The 16,614-nt window shown below is 37.2% G+C and carries 12 protein-coding genes and 3 pseudogenes; 13 read left to right on the top strand and 2 right to left on the bottom strand.

Features of this window, described 5'->3' with window-relative positions; translation table 11 throughout:
• Positions 1-2: 2 nt before the first annotated feature.
• From ACZ9AO_RS09950 to ACZ9AO_RS09980, 7 genes and pseudogenes are all read left to right on the top strand, one after another.
• Positions 3-1,361 carry a (Fe-S)-binding protein gene (locus tag ACZ9AO_RS09950; protein ID WP_048679958.1) on the top strand — a complete coding sequence of 453 codons (1,359 nt, stop codon included), beginning with the start codon at positions 3-5 and terminating at the stop codon, positions 1,359-1,361.
• Positions 1,362-2,828 (top strand): FAD-binding oxidoreductase, encoded by a 1,467-nt coding sequence (locus ACZ9AO_RS09955; protein ID WP_251540099.1) that lies wholly within the window; start codon positions 1,362-1,364, stop codon positions 2,826-2,828. It begins immediately after the preceding gene.
• A 210-nt stretch (positions 2,829-3,038) separates the two neighbouring features.
• The gene (locus ACZ9AO_RS09960) at positions 3,039-5,219 is read left to right on the top strand and encodes a malate synthase G (RefSeq protein WP_251540098.1); all 2,181 of its coding nucleotides are present in this window, start codon (positions 3,039-3,041) and stop codon (positions 5,217-5,219) included.
• 224 nt (positions 5,220-5,443) lie between these two features.
• A pseudogene (locus ACZ9AO_RS09965) lies at positions 5,444-5,668 on the top strand (NAD-dependent malic enzyme); the annotation flags it as partial.
• A 24-nt stretch (positions 5,669-5,692) separates the two neighbouring features.
• Complete coding sequence (locus tag ACZ9AO_RS09970) at positions 5,693-6,472, top strand: fumarylacetoacetate hydrolase family protein (protein WP_251540096.1); 780 nt, start codon at positions 5,693-5,695, stop codon at positions 6,470-6,472.
• A gap of 9 nt (positions 6,473-6,481) precedes the next feature.
• A pseudogene (locus ACZ9AO_RS09975) lies at positions 6,482-6,782 on the top strand (IclR family transcriptional regulator domain-containing protein); the annotation flags it as partial.
• Positions 6,783-7,153: 371 nt separating this feature from the next.
• Entirely contained in the window at positions 7,154-8,845 is a 1,692-nt protein-coding gene (locus ACZ9AO_RS09980) for an L-lactate permease (protein ID WP_458349913.1), read from the top strand.
• A 149-nt stretch (positions 8,846-8,994) separates the two neighbouring features.
• On the opposite strand, the gene ACZ9AO_RS09985 is transcribed toward ACZ9AO_RS09980, so the two are convergent.
• Complete coding sequence (locus ACZ9AO_RS09985; protein WP_476108974.1) at positions 8,995-9,258, bottom strand: hypothetical protein; 264 nt, start codon at positions 9,256-9,258, stop codon at positions 8,995-8,997.
• Positions 9,259-9,936: 678 nt separating this feature from the next.
• Here ACZ9AO_RS09985 and ACZ9AO_RS09990 point away from each other — a divergent pair.
• The 4 genes and pseudogenes from ACZ9AO_RS09990 (at position 9,937) to ACZ9AO_RS10005 (ending at position 15,100) form a co-directional block, all read left to right on the top strand.
• Positions 9,937-11,472 carry a spore germination protein gene (locus tag ACZ9AO_RS09990; protein WP_251540090.1) on the top strand — a complete coding sequence of 512 codons (1,536 nt, stop codon included), beginning with the start codon at positions 9,937-9,939 and terminating at the stop codon, positions 11,470-11,472.
• A gap of 28 nt (positions 11,473-11,500) precedes the next feature.
• The gene (locus ACZ9AO_RS09995) at positions 11,501-12,580 is read left to right on the top strand and encodes a Ger(x)C family spore germination protein (RefSeq protein WP_476108975.1); all 1,080 of its coding nucleotides are present in this window, start codon (positions 11,501-11,503) and stop codon (positions 12,578-12,580) included.
• 26 nt (positions 12,581-12,606) lie between these two features.
• Positions 12,607-13,695, top strand: a complete 1,089-nt coding sequence (locus ACZ9AO_RS10000) for a GerAB/ArcD/ProY family transporter (protein WP_251540086.1) — start codon at positions 12,607-12,609, stop codon at positions 13,693-13,695.
• A gap of 308 nt (positions 13,696-14,003) precedes the next feature.
• Positions 14,004-15,100, top strand: a pseudogene (locus ACZ9AO_RS10005) (IS3 family transposase).
• 65 nt (positions 15,101-15,165) lie between these two features.
• Here the strand turns inward: ACZ9AO_RS10005 and ACZ9AO_RS10010 are convergent.
• Positions 15,166-15,333, bottom strand: a complete 168-nt coding sequence (locus ACZ9AO_RS10010) for an aspartyl-phosphate phosphatase Spo0E family protein (protein WP_072273098.1) — start codon at positions 15,331-15,333, stop codon at positions 15,166-15,168.
• A gap of 343 nt (positions 15,334-15,676) precedes the next feature.
• On the opposite strand from ACZ9AO_RS10010, the gene ACZ9AO_RS10015 reads away from it, so the two are divergent.
• Together ACZ9AO_RS10015 and ACZ9AO_RS10020 are read left to right on the top strand one after the other, a co-directional pair.
• The gene (locus ACZ9AO_RS10015) at positions 15,677-16,042 is read left to right on the top strand and encodes a winged helix-turn-helix transcriptional regulator (protein ID WP_375564804.1); all 366 of its coding nucleotides are present in this window, start codon (positions 15,677-15,679) and stop codon (positions 16,040-16,042) included.
• A gap of 407 nt (positions 16,043-16,449) precedes the next feature.
• Entirely contained in the window at positions 16,450-16,614 is a 165-nt protein-coding gene (locus ACZ9AO_RS10020) for a hypothetical protein (protein ID WP_251540084.1), read from the top strand.

The following is a 16,614-nucleotide window of genomic DNA, read 5'->3' on the forward strand; positions in this document are numbered from 1 at the left end:
TAGTGAGTCTGAGAGAAGTTGATATAAAGCAAGATCCATCATGTACATCTAATAGCTTAAGCAACTATCTATGGAGTGATAAGCCTGATGAAAACAAATGGGCAGATTGCGTACATTGTGGTATGTGTTTGGAATCCTGCCCAACATATGAGCTAACAGGCCAGGAACAGCATTCTCCCCGTGGGCGTGTTCATCTTATCAAATCAGTAGCAGAAGGAAAGCTTGAGGTGAACGAACAATTCATGGATCCTGTTTTTGCTTGTCTTGACTGTCGTGCATGTACCACTGCTTGTCCGGCGAATGTAGATGTCGGAGGATTAATTGAAGAGGCTCGCGGACAAATTCGACAGGCGATTCCATTGACAGGAGTGAAAGGAAAAGTAAGTAGATTAGTACTTGAAGGAATGTTCCCACATCAAAACAGACTGAATACAGTGGGGAGTTTATTAAAGTTCTATCAGAAGAGCGGATTGCAGAAAGTGGTTCGCAAAATAGGGTTAATGAATATTATGCCACAGCATTTAATTGAGATGGAAGCAATTATGCCTGAAATTAAAGAGCCTGTACGCAAAAAATACAAAAATGAAAAAGTGATCAAAGCATTAGGAAAAACGAAAGCCGAAGTGGCGTTTATGACAGGTTGCGTGATGGACGTTATGTTCAGTGATATTAATCAGTCCACGATTAATGTTTTAACACGAAACGGAAATGATGTGACAATTCCGCAAAACCAAACTTGCTGTGGAGCTTTACATGTTCATGCCGGTGACCGTGAAACTGGAAGAAAGCTGGCGAAACAGAATATCGAAGCGTTTAAGGATGCTGATAAAGTAATCGTTAACGCAGCAGGATGCGGCTGTATGCTTCAGGAATATGCTGAATTGTTTCGGGAAGAGCCTGAATGGCATGATAAAGCTGAAAAATTTTCCGCTAAGGTCGAGGATATCTCTAAATATATTCATGAAACAGGCTATGAAATACCAAAAGCTGAATTGAACACTCGTATCACATATCATGACGCATGCCATTTAGCACATGGTCAAGGAATTCGCCAGGAACCGAGAGACCTTCTTGTTAGTATTCCAGGAGTTGAAATGGTACATATGCCAAACGCTGATCGCTGCTGTGGAAGTGCAGGTATATATAACATCACTAATCCGGAAATGGCCGGTGCCGTGCTAGAAAGCAAAATGCAAAATGTGCCAGGCGATGTTGAGATGATTTCAATGGGTAACCCAGGATGTATGCTTCAGATGGCAATGGGGGTACAGAAATATGGTAGAAATCAAAAAGTCGTCCATACAATTCAGCTTCTGGATTGGGCTTATCAAAAAGAGGATGATCTAAAGGGGGGACAGTAAATGGCACCGAAAAAAATAAAATCGAATGATCGACATATAAAAAATTTAGAGGCGATTGTTGGCGACGCCAATTCAATTCTATTTCACAAAGAGGATCTGCTTGCCTATGATAGCGATGGATTTACGCTTCATAGACACTTACCTAAAGCGGTTGTGTTTCCAAAAGATACTCAGGAAGTAGCCAAACTAGTTAAATATTGTTCCGAAAATAAACTGCCGTTCCTAGCCCGTGGCGCTGGAACTGGATTAAGCGGCGGTGCTATACCTTTAAATGAAGAAGTCATTATCAGTCTGGTAAGGATGAAGAAGCTATTAAGCGTTGATCTCGAAAATAGGCGTGCTGTTGTACAGCCTGGTTTTATCAATCTTAAACTCACGAACTCTATCTCTGATAAAGGATATTATTATGCTCCGGATCCTTCTAGTCAATATTGTTGTACAATTGGCGGAAATGTCGCAGAGAATGCTGGAGGGGCTCACTGTCTTAAGTATGGAGTAACCACGAATCACATCCTAGGGCTGGAAGTAGTACTGCCAAACGGGGAAATTATAGAAATGGGTGAAAATGGAATTCCTGATTCTCCTGGATATGATTTGCTCGGTCTGTTGACAGGTTCTGAAGGAACATTAGGCATTGTAACGAAAATCACTGTTCGTATATTGAAAAACCCGGAAGCGAAACAAACTGTTCTTGCTTACTTTGATAAAGTGGAGGACGGAAGTCAGGCCGTGTCTGATATAATTTCAGCAGGAATCGTACCGGCAGCGCTTGAAATGATGGATAAAACAGCGATTGAGGGAGTGGAGGCGGCTGCTTTTCCAGTAGGTCATCCAAGTGATATTGAGGCTGTCCTACTCATTGAAGTGGATGGAATCTCAGCAGGTATTGAAGAGCAAATCGAACAAATTTTGGAAGTGTGTAAGTACAGGAATGTACTTGAAGTGAAGGTAGCACAGGATGAACTCGAAAGAGGTAGATGGTGGGCCAATCGTAAAACAGGATTTGGTGCCATGGGAGCCATTTCACCGGACTATTTAGTACAGGACGGTGTCATTCCACGAAGCAAATTGCCCGAGGTATTAAACAAAATCAATCGAATCAGCGAAGAATATGGCTTGCGAATCGCTAATATTTTCCACGCGGGTGATGGGAATTTACATCCACTTGTTCTTTTCGATGCCAGAATCCCTGGGGAAAGCGAAAAGGCCCTGGCAGCTGGTAGTGCCTGCTTAAAAGCATGTGCTGATGTTGGGGGGACGATTACAGGTGAACACGGAGTGGGGATTGAAAAAATAGAGGAAATGCGTTTCGTCTTTTCTGACGAAGAGATTATTGCACAAACAGATATTCGAGAAGTATTCAATCCTCATAACCTTTTAAATGCCGGGAAATTATTCCCGATGCCGGGACGCTGTGTTGAGATAAAAAGAGATTTAAAAGAAAAAGAAGCAGCTGCTATATCTTAAATATGTTTGTCTGGTAAGGCGCAGTCCATAAAACGGATGAAGCCAATTCATTTCTCGTGCCATCGTTTTTATACACAGATAAAGAAACATTGTTTTGTAATAACAAACAAACAGGGCGATTAGGATAAGTACAACCTAGAGTGAACAAATTACTTTTTTCCAGAGAAGAATTATCTAAATAAAATCTTGATTTACAAGGAGGAACTTATAATGACAAAATATATTAAATCAGGGAATCTTCAAGTTGCAACGGAATTATTTGAATTTATTAATTCAGAAGCTCTACCAGGTAGTGAAGTGGATCGTGATCAGTTTTGGTCTGGTTTAGAAAATTTGATAAATGAATTAACTCCTAAAAATAAGGAATTATTGGCACACCGTGAAGAGATTCAAAATCAAATAAATGCTTGGTATCGAAAAAATAATAATGATTTTGATTTTGAAGAGTATAAATCATTTTTAAAAGAAATTGGATATCTTGAACCAGAGGTTGAAGACTTCAAGATTACCACTGAAGGTGTGGATGCCGAAGTAGCTATCCAAGCTGGACCGCAGCTGGTTGTTCCAGTTAATAATGCTCGTTATGCAATCAATGCCGCCAACGCCCGCTGGGGAAGCCTTTATGACGCACTTTATGGTACAGATGCAATCAGTGAAGAAGAAGGTGCACATCGAGAAGGTGGCTACAACCCAGTTCGTGGTGCTAAGGTTATTGAGTTTGGAAGAGAGTTTCTTGACCAAGCAGCTCCATTAAGGGAAGCTTCTCATAAAGATGCTGTAAAATACACAATTGAGTCTGGAAAGCTGAATGTTGCACTCCGGAATGGAGAAACGACAGGACTTGAGGACGAATCGAAATTAACTGGCTATCAAGGACAACCACAAAATCCAAGTGCTGTACTTTTGAAAAATAATGGCCTGCACTTTGAAATTCAATTCAATTTCAGTCATCCAATCGGAAAAACTGACGAGGCTGGCGTTAAAGATATTCTATTAGAAGCAGCAGTAACGACGATTATGGACTGTGAAGATTCAGTAACTGCGGTAGATGCCGAGGATAAAGTTCTAGTTTACCGTAACTGGTTAGGATTAATGAAAGGAGATTTATCTGCTACCTTCATAAAAGGCAATAAATCAATGACAAGAACTCTTAATCCTAATCGCGTTTATTTGACCCCGACGGGAGAAGAATTGTCTTTGTCAGGTCGTTCACTTTTGTTTGTTCGTAATGTAGGTCATTTAATGACGAATAATGCAATCTTAGATCAAAATGGGGAGGAAATCCAAGAGGGAATTTTAGATGCAATCATCACTAGTCTTCTTGGAAAACATACTCTTTTAGGAAACGGCCCATACCAAAACACATCCGAAGGATCCATTTACATCGTTAAACCTAAAATGCATGGATCAGAAGAGGTCGCTTTTGCCAACCATCTATTTGATCAAGTAGAGGAATTGCTCGGTCTAAAACGGAATACTCTAAAAATTGGTGTTATGGATGAGGAGCGCCGCACATCTTTAAACTTAAAAGCTTGCATAAGCGAAGTTAAGGAACGGGTAGTATTCATAAATACCGGCTTTTTAGACCGTACTGGTGATGAAATCCATACCTCTATGGAAGCGGGAGCAATGATTCGAAAAAGTGAAATGAAATCATCCACTTGGTTGCAAGCCTATGAAAAATCGAATGTTAATACAGGCCTTGTAAGCGGCTTCCAGGGGCGTGCCCAGATTGGAAAGGGGATGTGGGCTATGCCGGACTTGATGGATGAAATGTTAAAACAAAAGATTGGACATGTAAAAACAGGTGCAACTACGGCGTGGGTTCCATCACCTACCGCAGCTACATTGCATGCACTGCACTACCATCAAGTTGATGTAACGAAGGTCCAAAATGAAAAGATCAGTGAATCTAGAGACTTGAGGGATGACATTTTACAATTCCCAGTTGCGAAACATTCTAATTGGAGCCCGGAGGAAATACAGGAAGAGATTGATAACAATGCTCAAACTATGCTAGGTTATGTTGTTCGCTGGGTGGACCAGGGAGTTGGTTGCTCGAAAGTACCTGATATCAACGACGTGGGACTAATGGAAGATCGTGCAACCTTACGTATATCCAGCCAACACATGGCGAACTGGCTACACCACGGTATCATAACAAAGGAACAAGTGCTAGAGACGCTTCAGCGTATGGCTAAAGTAGTAGACGAACAAAATGCTGGAGACGCTGCATATCGCTCAATGTCTGCGAATTTTGACGATTCGGTGGCATTTCAAGCTGCATGTGACCTGATTTTTGAAGGTTATAATCAGCCAAGTGGCTACACTGAGCCAATATTGCATCGTCGCCGCATTGAAGCAAAAGCAAAGTTTGCTATAAAACAATAAACAACTAGGGGACATTCTATTTTTTACAACGTCACGATTTACAATGTAAAGAGTATATTGCTAATTTAATTGAAGTACTGCAGTTTCAACAACTAACTTTCATTATTAAATAGTGATAACAGATTGGGGGAGTTGAAGCTATGAAAGAACTTAGGGAAAAAGCACTAGACCTTCATATGAGTACTAAAGGGAAAATAAATGTAAATGTAAAGTAGCTGTAGAAATTTCCAGGGATTTTTAAAGGGGCACTTCAGGTGTTCGCTTCTGAAATTAATGAGGAAATGAAAGTGGCAGCGGTTTATGCAATTGCAAACTTAATTCAGCCGCAAGAACTGACACATGATTATGTAATACCAAATGCTTTCGACAACCGAGTAGTAGAATCTGTCGCCAATGCTGTAGCAGAGGCAGCAATACAGTCTGGTGTTGCGAGAAAAAAACCGAAATAGAAGTCTGAGAGGAGCAATAAAACAATGAAGTTTACTAGGTTTATAGCTAATTCTTCCATTCATACAGGTGTTAAAGAAAAAAGTATAATAAGAGTAATTAAGGGCGATATTTTTGGTGCTTGGGAGTATACAGGCCAAACATTTTCTCAGGGTGAAGTTAAGTCTATTGCACCCCTAGAACCAAATCAAATCATTGGAATCGGTGCAAACTTCGTTTCAAATGTGGAGGATCTTCCGGAACAGCTCCCGGAAATTCCAGTATTCTTCTTTAAGCCAACTTCATCAGTGATTGGACCTGAAGATGAAATTATCATTCCAGAGGGTATCAAGGAAGTAAAGTTTGAATCCGAATTAGCGATTGTCATTGGGAAAGAGGCAAAAAATGTGCCTGAATCCGACGTACTGGATTATGTTTTTGGATACACAGTTGGAAATGACGTAACAGCACCTCAGTTTTTCCACCAGGATGGCCACTGGACAATTGGTAAATCATTTGACACGTTCACTCCATTAGGTCCTGTTATTGAAACCGTACTTGATCCATTTAATGTAAAGGTCAAAGCAAAACTGAACGATGTTGAAAAACAAAACAGTGCAACTGAACTGATGATTATTCCAATTCGCAGAATGGTTTCCTATCTGACAAAAGTTATGACACTTAAACCGGGAGATGTAATATTAACAGGTAGTCCTGTTGGAGCAGAGTTGGTCGGCGCAGGCGACGTTATAGAATGTGAAATAAAGGAAATTGGAAATCTTCGAAATACATTTGTTACGGCTAAAGAAGGGGCAAGAGCGTATTAGGTACGGTTAAAATTTTTAGAGGTTAGTTCCAAATTGCTGGAATCAATTGATTTGAGATCGGAAGCAAGGCAATACTTGCAAGAACTGGAGAATACCACAAATAAGGTTATCCATCTAGTTGTTTATGCTAGAAGAAAATGAATACGTAATTACTTGTATTGCCGTTCCTATTTTCGATCATTCGGGGAAAGTCATTGCTGCTGGCATCAGATCTGGTCCAACAATGCGTATGACTGAACAGCGAATCGATCTACTACAGTTACAGATGATTCGAATTGGAAAGAAAATTTCAACAAGGCTTGGATTTTAAAGTGGAATTACTTTCCAATATATTTTTAGGATTTTTTTTCAAAGAAAATTTGCCCGATATATCTTTTTTCCAAAATAATCGGGCAAATTTCTTTTTGTATATCTCACCTTAGTCGCAATAAACCTTTAGTAACTAAAGGTTTAAAGTACTTTATAGTCCCTTTACCGGACAAGCACTATTATGATTTTATCATTACGCAACCAAGATAAAATCAGAAACATCCGGACTTTACAACACGAAAAAATTGAATATTTTCAGTGGATTCAAATTTTTTTCACTTTCTTGTAAATTAGACCAGAAGAAATGGTAGCATATTTTAATAAAAATATGTAAGCGGTTACTTTTAGGGACTATAAATTGGAGGGTACAATATGACATATACACAAAACTTTACAATGGTAGGAGATAGCCTCGCTTTATCCGCTATCGTGGCAGTAATTCCAATACTTTATTTCTTCTGGGCATTGGCAGTGAAGAGAATGAAAGGGTATCTGGCAGGGCTCACGACGCTATTAATTGCATTGATGTTGGCGGTTATTGCATTTGGAATGCCAACACAAATGGCGATTATGTCTGCTACACACGGGGCAGTATACGGGGTTTTGCCTATTGGTTGGATCATTATCAGTTCAGTTTTCCTTTATAAATTAACCGTAAAAACAGGACAATTTGATATTATTCGTAATTCAGTTGTTTCACTTACGGAAGACCGTCGTCTTCAGGCACTATTGGTAGCGTTCTCATTTGGGGCATTTCTTGAAGGAGCCGCTGGTTTCGGTGCTCCTGTTGCCATTTCTGCTGCACTTCTTGTTGGTCTTGGGTTCAATCCTTTATATGCAGCTGGCTTGTGTTTAATTGCCAATACAGCACCGGTTGCATTTGGTGCAATAGGAGCACCAATTATTGCGCTTGAGGGGCCTACCGGAATTTCTGCGATGGAGATTTCAAAAATGGTTGGTCGCCAATTACCGTTTTTATCTGTAGTCATACCATTTTATTTAATCGTGATTATGGCAGGCTTTAAAAAAGCCTTCGAAGTCATGCCTGCAATTTTAGTAACTGGTATTACTTTTGCTGTAACACAATTCTTAAGCTCTAACTTCCTTGGGCCAGAACTTCCGGATATTTTATCGGCTCTTGTTTCATTACTTGCTTTAGCAGTTTTCCTTAAATTTTGGAAACCGAAAACCATCTTCCGTTTTTCAGCCGAACAAGAAATGGCTGCAACACTTGCTGTAAATGAACCTTCTGGCCACAAGCTAACTTATACCGGCGGACAAATTTTTAAAGCGTGGTCACCATTCCTGGTTTTAACGGGAGTAATCTCCCTTTGGGGAATTCCAACCATAAAGCAGGCACTAACAGGACACTATGAAGGAACAAATGTTGTTTTATCAACGATTAATTCTATAGGGCATGCATTTTCGTTTATACCCAACGTTCCATTATTAAATAATAAGATTATAAACGCTGCGGGAGAAGCGATACCTGCCTTTTACAAGCTGGAATTGCTAGGTGCTGCTGGTACAGCGGTTCTGATTGCAGCAATCATTACGAAATATATTGTAAAAATTTCTTGGAAGGGTTGGATTGTTACATTCGGTGAAACACTAAACGAACTTAAATTTCCCATTATCACAATCGCTTCTGTTGTAGGATACGCTTATGTAACAAACTCTTCAGGAATGAGCACATCTATGGGGATGGTATTGGCGAAAACAGGATTTTTATTCCCTTTCTTCTCTCCTATACTAGGCTGGCTAGGAGTGTTCATTACTGGTTCTGATACTTCAGCCAACTTACTATTCGGTAACATGCAAAAAGTTACAGCTACTTCAATAGGCATGGATCCGGTGCTCGCAGTGGCAGCAAACTCTTCAGGCGGAGTTACCGGAAAGATGATTTCGCCTCAATCAATTGCAGTAGCTTGCGCCGCAGTAGGCCTAGCAGGGAAAGAATCTGATTTGTTTCGATTCACTATAAAGCATAGTATTATACTGGTGATTATTGTTGGAATCATGACATATTTGCAAAATGGGGTGTTATCCTGGATGATTCCTTAAGTAAGATTGCAAAGCAAATATCTTTATTTAGAGTAAATATGAGATCAATATGAGTTGATAAAAATGAGATCAATATGAGTTGATAAAAATAAGAAAAACACCATTTAAAAGTCGCAGCTTTGTCAAACGACTTTTAAATGGTGTTTTTTTCATTGGAAATAAAAGATAGCTACGCATGAAGTTGATGACGCACTTATAGAATTAGGAACCTTTCCTGTTTCTTCATCTACACTAAATAAAATACCTTCTTTAATCCATTCAAAGAGGTCCAAAAAGGAAGCACCCGTTACAAAGGTTGCAATTGCTCCAAAAACAAATGGAATAATTGTTAATGCCCCGAAAACAGATAATTTATTTTTTGAGAGAAGTACAATGAATACAATGATCATTAATAATGCTAGGAATGTTAACATACTAAACAGCTCCCGTATAAAGTATGAACTTAAGTTATTTTGTAATTATAAATAGTTAAGTATATTACTACGCTATTAAGCTTTGAATATATTTATCTTTTATCCAGAACCTTATCAGAAGGGACAACTTTAAATGAGGTTCTAGATTCTTTTTCATTTACGATGAAACTAACTTGTTAGAAATGGAAGCGTATACAAAAATGTTCATCCCTTATGATCATACAAAAAACAAATCGTGTGATGTTGGAGAATAAATGGGTAGGGAAATGTTACTAAACGTTCTCTTTTTTTACGTATACTTCCATTTCTTTAATTTTTGCGGGACAGGACTTTCTATTGGGTTAATGTATGGACCGGTTTAAATGAGTATTTTGAATTAGGTATAAAATTGAGGGGAGCATTAGAGTTTAAACTCCATTCGATGATTTAAGAGAGCCTTTTGGCTCTTTTTATTTTGAAAAAGTTTTAAATTTGTAAATTTGTGTTTTGCAGTCCTCCCCTCCCCCTACAGGGATTATTTATATTAGGATCATGGTCCTTTGCTTACAGCCATATTTATATTATGTAAACTGGAGAGGATAAAGTTTTCACTTATTATAAAACGGATTACATAAATATGGGGATGCCTTTACATAATATAGAAGGAGATAAATTCCTTTGTAATAGGGAGGTGATTAGATGTTCTTCAAAAAACGAAAGATTAGAAATAATAAAGACAAACAGGCCGTGACTGAGAATTCACAAGATATTGGCCAGCTGTTTGCTAAGGTTAAAAAATCCAGTGATTTTAAACAATTTCCACTTACGGATGAAGCGGGACATTTAATCATTTCTTACTACAATACACTGGTCGATCAACAACAACTTCAACTGAAAATTTTAATGATTTTCCGAGAAACCCCTTTTGAACTAGACAGGCTAGAGAAAATTGATGATATAAAGAAAATCATCGCAATAGAAGATATTATAATAACGGATAATCGGAACGAAGCTGAATCAAAGTTACTTAAAGGGTATGCGATACTTCAAATGAAGGAAAATGATCAAAGGGTTGCTTTAATTCTCTTATCTAATGATAAAGCTGGATTGCGTGAACAAAATAACGTTGAAAATGAGTTTAGTGTGGTGGGGCCACAAATTGGGTTTCTTGAGAATATTGATGTAAATATACATTTATTAAGACAACAAATAAATACAACTGATCTAATTACGAAGGAACTAAACATTGGTTCTACTTCAAATACTCGAGTTATTATTGCTCATATTGATGGGATTACGAGTGAGCAGCATGTTAATACCATGACCCAACGGCTTCAAGATATTGATTTTGATGTCATTTTTGATACTGCTCTGCTGCATCAATTTATAGAAGATAATTCCCTTACACCGTTTCCTTTGCTTCTGCCAACTGAACGTGTGGATAGGGCGGTTCAAGCTCTTATTAACGGACAAGTAGCTGTTTTAAGTAGTGGGTCGCCATATGTCATTACAGGTCCTTCTACGATCATTGATTATTTTATTTCACCTGAAGATTACTTTCTCCCATGGATTCTTGCATCTTTTTTTCGTTTAATACGGGTATTCAGTGTCCTTTTCTCCATTTTTGGAACATCTATTTATATAGCCGTTATCACTTACCATTACGAGATGATTCCAAACGATTTATTCGGTTCACTTAGTACTTCTCGTTATAATGTCCCATTTCCGCCGGTATTAGAGGTGATTTTTCTGGAATTCACGATTGAACTATTACGTGAAGCGGGAGTCCGGTTACCTACAAAGGTAGGACAAACATTGGGAATAGTGGGCGGTATTGTTATCGGCCAAGCGTCAGTTGAGGCGTCCCTTACAAGTAATGTCTTACTCATTATAGTCGCCTTATCTGCCTTAGCATCCTTTACTACGCCCATTTATAAAATGTCGAACACTATACGTTTTTTACGTTTTCCTTTAATTCTCTTCGCATCCATTTGGGGGGGACTAGGTATCGTTATCGGGATTGCCTTTTTAATCATTCACCTTACACGGTTAGAATCTTTAGGAACACCCTATACCGTTCCATTTTATCCTTTTAGGCCTGAGGATTTAACGGACAGCCTGATCCGTTCCCCTTATAGTAAAACATCCAAAAGGCCAAATTATTTACGTCCTAAATCAATTTGGAGATACCACCCACATAATCACAAAAAAAAGAAAAGTGATTTTGATGAATAATCAGGAAAGGATCATAAAGGTGAATTAAATGAAATTATGTTTTCTGTTAACTTTTAGCTTAACTTTCTTTTTATCAGGGTGTGTTATACATGAGAGGATCATTGATGAAGTTCAGATAATTGAAGCTCTAGGATATGATCGGGAAGAAGGCAAAGTTAAAGGAATTGCTATTTATCCTACTTTTGCAGAGCAGGGAAATGTCAAATTGAAGATTTATAAAACGGTGTCTGATTCATATGAAGACATACTCCCGAGAATGAATGCAAAATCAGCCTATCCTATTGAGACAGGAAAATTAGATTTTGTATTGTTCGGCAAGGAATATGCCACACAAGGGATCGAAGATGTTATCACTAATTTTGCCCGAAATCCAAATACAGCGAGTCGAATGCAGTTGGGCATTGCTGAAAACACAGCCGAAGATATACTTCAATCCAGTAAACATGTGAATCTTTCATTCCATTTAAGTGAAAAAATCAATCAAAACATTGAAAGTGGTAATTTGCCAAAAATGAATCTGCACATGTTTTTGAACAATTTTCATCAAGAAGGGAGGGATCAAATTTTACCTTACCTTATCCTAGAGGAAAATCAAATTAAAATTGACGGGTTAGCTTTATTAAAAAACGGGAAGTACATAAATCATATTAATTTAAGACAGTCCTTAATTCTAAAAACATTAATTGATGGGTCTCAAAATGGACAATATAAAACCAAAATCACGCAAAATAAAAAGGAAGGTTTTATTATCTTGAAAAACCTGGATGCAAAAACTACATATACGGTTGAGAAAAGCGAAAGCACTCCGAGTATATTCATCGATTTAACCATCCATGCAGAGATTGAAAAAGCATCATCCTGGTTTGATTTGAAAAAAGATAAAGATATTGTAAAATTGGAAGGAATTTTAAATGAACATTTTAAGGAAGAGGTCCAACGTTTAATTTCACTGACACAAGGATACAATGTAGATCCCATTGGGTTGGGAGAAAAGGTTAGAGCCAACTCAAGAAATTGGGACTATCAACGGTTTATGGACATATACCCAGAAGTAAAAACCACTGTACACACAAATATTGACATCCTAAATACAGGTATTGAAGAGTAAGTCTGCATAATAAGAGGAGGAGCCACGTGAAATCATTACTAGACGAACGACATTTAGTATCTTCCTTTTACGTTTTCTTTCTGATCTACACGAATATTATTGGCATAGGAATCATGAGTTTTCAACGAGATATAATGAAGGACGCAGGTTATGATGCATGGATATCCATCATTTTATCAAGTATAAGCATTCATATACTAGTTTGGATGATCTATCGTATTCTTGGAATTGCTAAAAATGATGTCATACATGTACACAAATTTTGCTTTGGAAAATGGATTGGCGGACTGTTCAACATTTTCGTGATTTTCTACTTTCTTATATTAGCGTTAATTGTTTTCCGTGTTTATATTGAAGTTGTTCAAGTTTGGCTGTTTCCCTTAATGAAGACCTGGCAAATAAGCCTCATTCTTCTAGTCCTCATTTATTACGTTGTATCCGGTGGATTCCGCGTGATTACTGGAATGTGTTTCTGGGGAACTATTATACCTTTTATTATCCTGTTTCCTCTTAATTTTTTTTCGTTGGAATTTGCCAATTTTAACAATTTATTACCCGTCTTTAACCACTCTCTGAAGGAAATCGTATCATCTTCTAAAGCTATGTTGTTTCAGTATGTTGGCTTTGAGACCTTATTCATGTTCTACCCATTCATAAAAAATCCAGACAGATCACAAAAATGGGCCCATTTTGGACTTTTGGTCTCAAGCTTACTTTATCTAATAGTAGCACTCATCACAATTGTTTTCTTTAGTGAAGGACAATTAAACCATACAATATGGCCAACATTAGTTCAAATGAAAATTGCGAAATTCCCTCTAATAGAAAGAGTCGAATTTATCGTTGTTTCGATTTGGTTACTTCTCATATTACCCAATATCAGTGTGAAAATATGGGCAGGTTGTCGTGCTATTAAGAAAGTAATAAATGTGAAACAACGTATAAGTCTGTTCATTGTACTGGTCCTATTCTTTATTCTAGCTAATGTGCTCAAAGAGAGGAGTCAAATAGAGCGATTGAATGAAATGTATTCAAACATTGCTTTTTACTTTGTGTATTTATATATCCCTTTTCTCTTTTTGTACATTCATATTAAGCATAAAATAAATAAGTAGGATAGAAAGCTTCTATTAACTTATAATACAATCTGGGCAAATCGTTTTGTAAGGATTCAACAGAAAAGGTCAGCAGTTACATTTGGGAAGGTGAACCATTCCAAATCACAGAAATTACAATGGATGATCCTAAACTAAGTGAGGTTTTAGTTCGCCTTATTGCGTCGGGGATTTGTCACACTGATGTGGAGTTAGTATAGTTTCATGGACACATTTTAGTTAAGTCCTTACAATGATTTTTGAGAGGATGTGTCCGTCTTGGAACGTAAGAATACAGGTAAAAAAATAATAATGAATTCAAGACGACTATTGTAGATCTTTATCACTCGGGTAATTCGGTCAAAGAATTATGCGGCGAATATGGCGTATCAGAAGACCATTTATAAATGGGTTAAAGAATTTACTCCATTCGGTTTAGGGGAAGAGTCCATGACTCCAAAGGAATTAGCAGCCATACAGAAGGAAAACCTTCGGTTAAAGCAAGAAGTTGAAATCTTAAAAAAGGCTATGGCCATATTCGCGAAAAAGTAACTGAGACAGATCTTACTTAATTTATAGAGGAACACAAGAAACAATATCCCATACAGAAGATGTGTGAAATACTAGAAATCCCAAGAAGCAGCCATTATCAGTCTCTTCGACTTGTCGTATCCAATCGCGAACAGGGAAACCAAGAGCTACGAAGAAAATTCATCTCATCTACTTAGAAAGAAAGGGACGTTATGGTGCTCCCAAGATACATAAAATCTTATTAACCAAAGGGTTTTCCCTAAGTCTAAAGCGTGTTCAACGCCTAATGAACAAAGCGAATATTCGTTCTATCAGGAAGAAAAAATACCATCCTTATCCATCAAAAGAAAAGATTATTCAGTTAGGTAATTTGCTTAAACGAGACTTTAATACCCAGACCATTAATGAGAAATGGGTAGCTGATATTACGTATATCCACACGTTAAAAGACGGATGGTGTTATTTAGCTTCTGTATTGGATCTTCATTCTAAGGAAATAGTAGGGTATTCCTTTTCATGTTCTATGGCGACAGAACTGGTCATAAAAAGCTTTCGATAACGCTCACTCTTCACAAAAGCCATCGGAGGGCTTAGTTCTTCATACGAATCTTGGCTCACAATATACAAGCAGTGAGTTTACTCAACATACCCAGAAACATCATATTAAGCGATCCTTTAGCCAGAAGGGTTGCCCGTACGATAATGCAGTATTGAATCTTTTCATGCGATATTAAAGAAGGAAGAAGTCAACCATGTACAGTATCTAGACTACCAAACAGCTAAATTAGCGATATTCCAATTTATTGAAGGTTGGTAAACCGAAAAAGAATTCACTTGCAGCTTAGGATATAAAACTCCACAAGCCATTGAAGATCAAATGACAAATACAGCTTAAGATTTAACTTGTTTGTGTCCAAAATATTGACTCAAATCCATGACTTTGGTAAATTTTTAAAGTATTTAATAATTATTTATTAGGGATTTCTTAAGAATTAACTTGTCTAGCTTTTCACTATATTCAAGTGTTTCCTGATGATTTAGACCTTTCTTAACACCAGTTTCTATAAGTAATTTTCTTAGGCTCTTTATATTTAATTCTAACTCTCTATACATTTTTATTTCGCACATTTTGAATACTCCTTTGCGGGTAAATAATTTCTATTTTAGGATTATATTACAATTATGTAATGATTAAAATGTTTTTTCTTAAACTTGCTAATAAGTAGGGAAATCGACATAAAATTATACTGCAATACGTCACAGTAGAATGATATCAGCGCCTGCTGCAGATGCTTGGCTAACTTCATATCAGCTGCATCCATGATTTTAAGATCAGCTAAATGATAGCTATTTACTAACGGTACGATAGTCAGTATACTGGTTATGTTACTAAATAGAAAGTATGCACTATTTTATCATATAGTAACAAAAAGTATACTATGGGACATAATAAGAGTTGGAGGTGAAATAAATGCCGAATCTTGGGGAAAAAGTGTTTAATTGTGAAAAAGAATTGACTCTTTCGATTATTGGCGGAAAATGGAAAATGTTGATATTGTGGCATCTAGGAAAAGAAGGAACCAAACGTTTTGGTGAACTAAAGACCCTCATGCCTGGTATCACTCAAAGAATGCTTGTTAATCAATTGCGTGAACTTGAAGACCATTTGATTGTTCATCGTGAAGTCTATCCTGTCGTTCCGCCAAAAGTTGAATATTCACTCACTGAGTATGGAAGAAGTCTGATGCCTATTCTGGATGCTATGTATGACTGGGGTAAAGATTATATTGAGAATGTATTAGAAAAAGAAACAGAAAACAAATCGTCTATTCAGTAAAAAAGAGTTTCTCCTAGGGGTTCGAAAAAGTGTAAAAAATTCATATACTAAAAAACCACGGTTAGCTATCTTAATAAAGATGCTGTCCGTGGTTTTTTTTTGTATCTCTACGTATTTAAAAGGTTGAAAAAACACAACATATAATAAAGGAATCAGTTACTTGGTATTGGATTCATGTTTATAGTGTTATTTTTAACACTATGTTATACCAATGTATCTATATGTTAATAAAGTACGTACTTTCAAAAGTATAACTTACGTAATATACTGATTTTGCTCAAGTAATAGCGAGCTTAAAGAATACTACCAAACCTTAAGAGAATACTACTACAAGCATGGTGAGATGAAGTGAAACTTCATTTAATAATTTATACATGTTGTTGCTTTTGACGAAAGGAGAGATCCGCATGGGAAAGTTCAAAACTAAGCAGCGAAAAGTTTGTGAAAGATGTCTAACCATCACCATAAATAATGAAACCTGTCCAAAATGTGGACATTCTCAATTAAAAGATATCATTATTACCGGACAAGCTGGGAGAAATAAACGAATCTTACATCCAAAAGTAGGATAA

Source organism: Peribacillus sp. TE19612, from assembly GCF_056279465.1.

Coding starts and splice junctions, on each gene's coding strand:
- ACZ9AO_RS10010 (WP_072273098.1), bottom strand. CDS start 15,333: ATGTGCGAAATAAAAATGTATAGAGAGTTAGAATTAAATATAAAGAGC.
- ACZ9AO_RS09960 (WP_251540098.1), top strand. CDS start 3,039: ATGACAAAATATATTAAATCAGGGAATCTTCAAGTTGCAACGGAATTA.
- ACZ9AO_RS10020 (WP_251540084.1), top strand. CDS start 16,450: ATGGGAAAGTTCAAAACTAAGCAGCGAAAAGTTTGTGAAAGATGTCTA.
- ACZ9AO_RS09955 (WP_251540099.1), top strand. CDS start 1,362: ATGGCACCGAAAAAAATAAAATCGAATGATCGACATATAAAAAATTTA.
- ACZ9AO_RS10015 (WP_375564804.1), top strand. CDS start 15,677: ATGCCGAATCTTGGGGAAAAAGTGTTTAATTGTGAAAAAGAATTGACT.
- ACZ9AO_RS09995 (WP_476108975.1), top strand. CDS start 11,501: ATGAAATTATGTTTTCTGTTAACTTTTAGCTTAACTTTCTTTTTATCA.
- ACZ9AO_RS09970 (WP_251540096.1), top strand. CDS start 5,693: ATGAAGTTTACTAGGTTTATAGCTAATTCTTCCATTCATACAGGTGTT.
- ACZ9AO_RS09985 (WP_476108974.1), bottom strand. CDS start 9,258: ATGTTAACATTCCTAGCATTATTAATGATCATTGTATTCATTGTACTT.
- ACZ9AO_RS09990 (WP_251540090.1), top strand. CDS start 9,937: ATGTTCTTCAAAAAACGAAAGATTAGAAATAATAAAGACAAACAGGCC.
- ACZ9AO_RS09980 (WP_458349913.1), top strand. CDS start 7,154: ATGACATATACACAAAACTTTACAATGGTAGGAGATAGCCTCGCTTTA.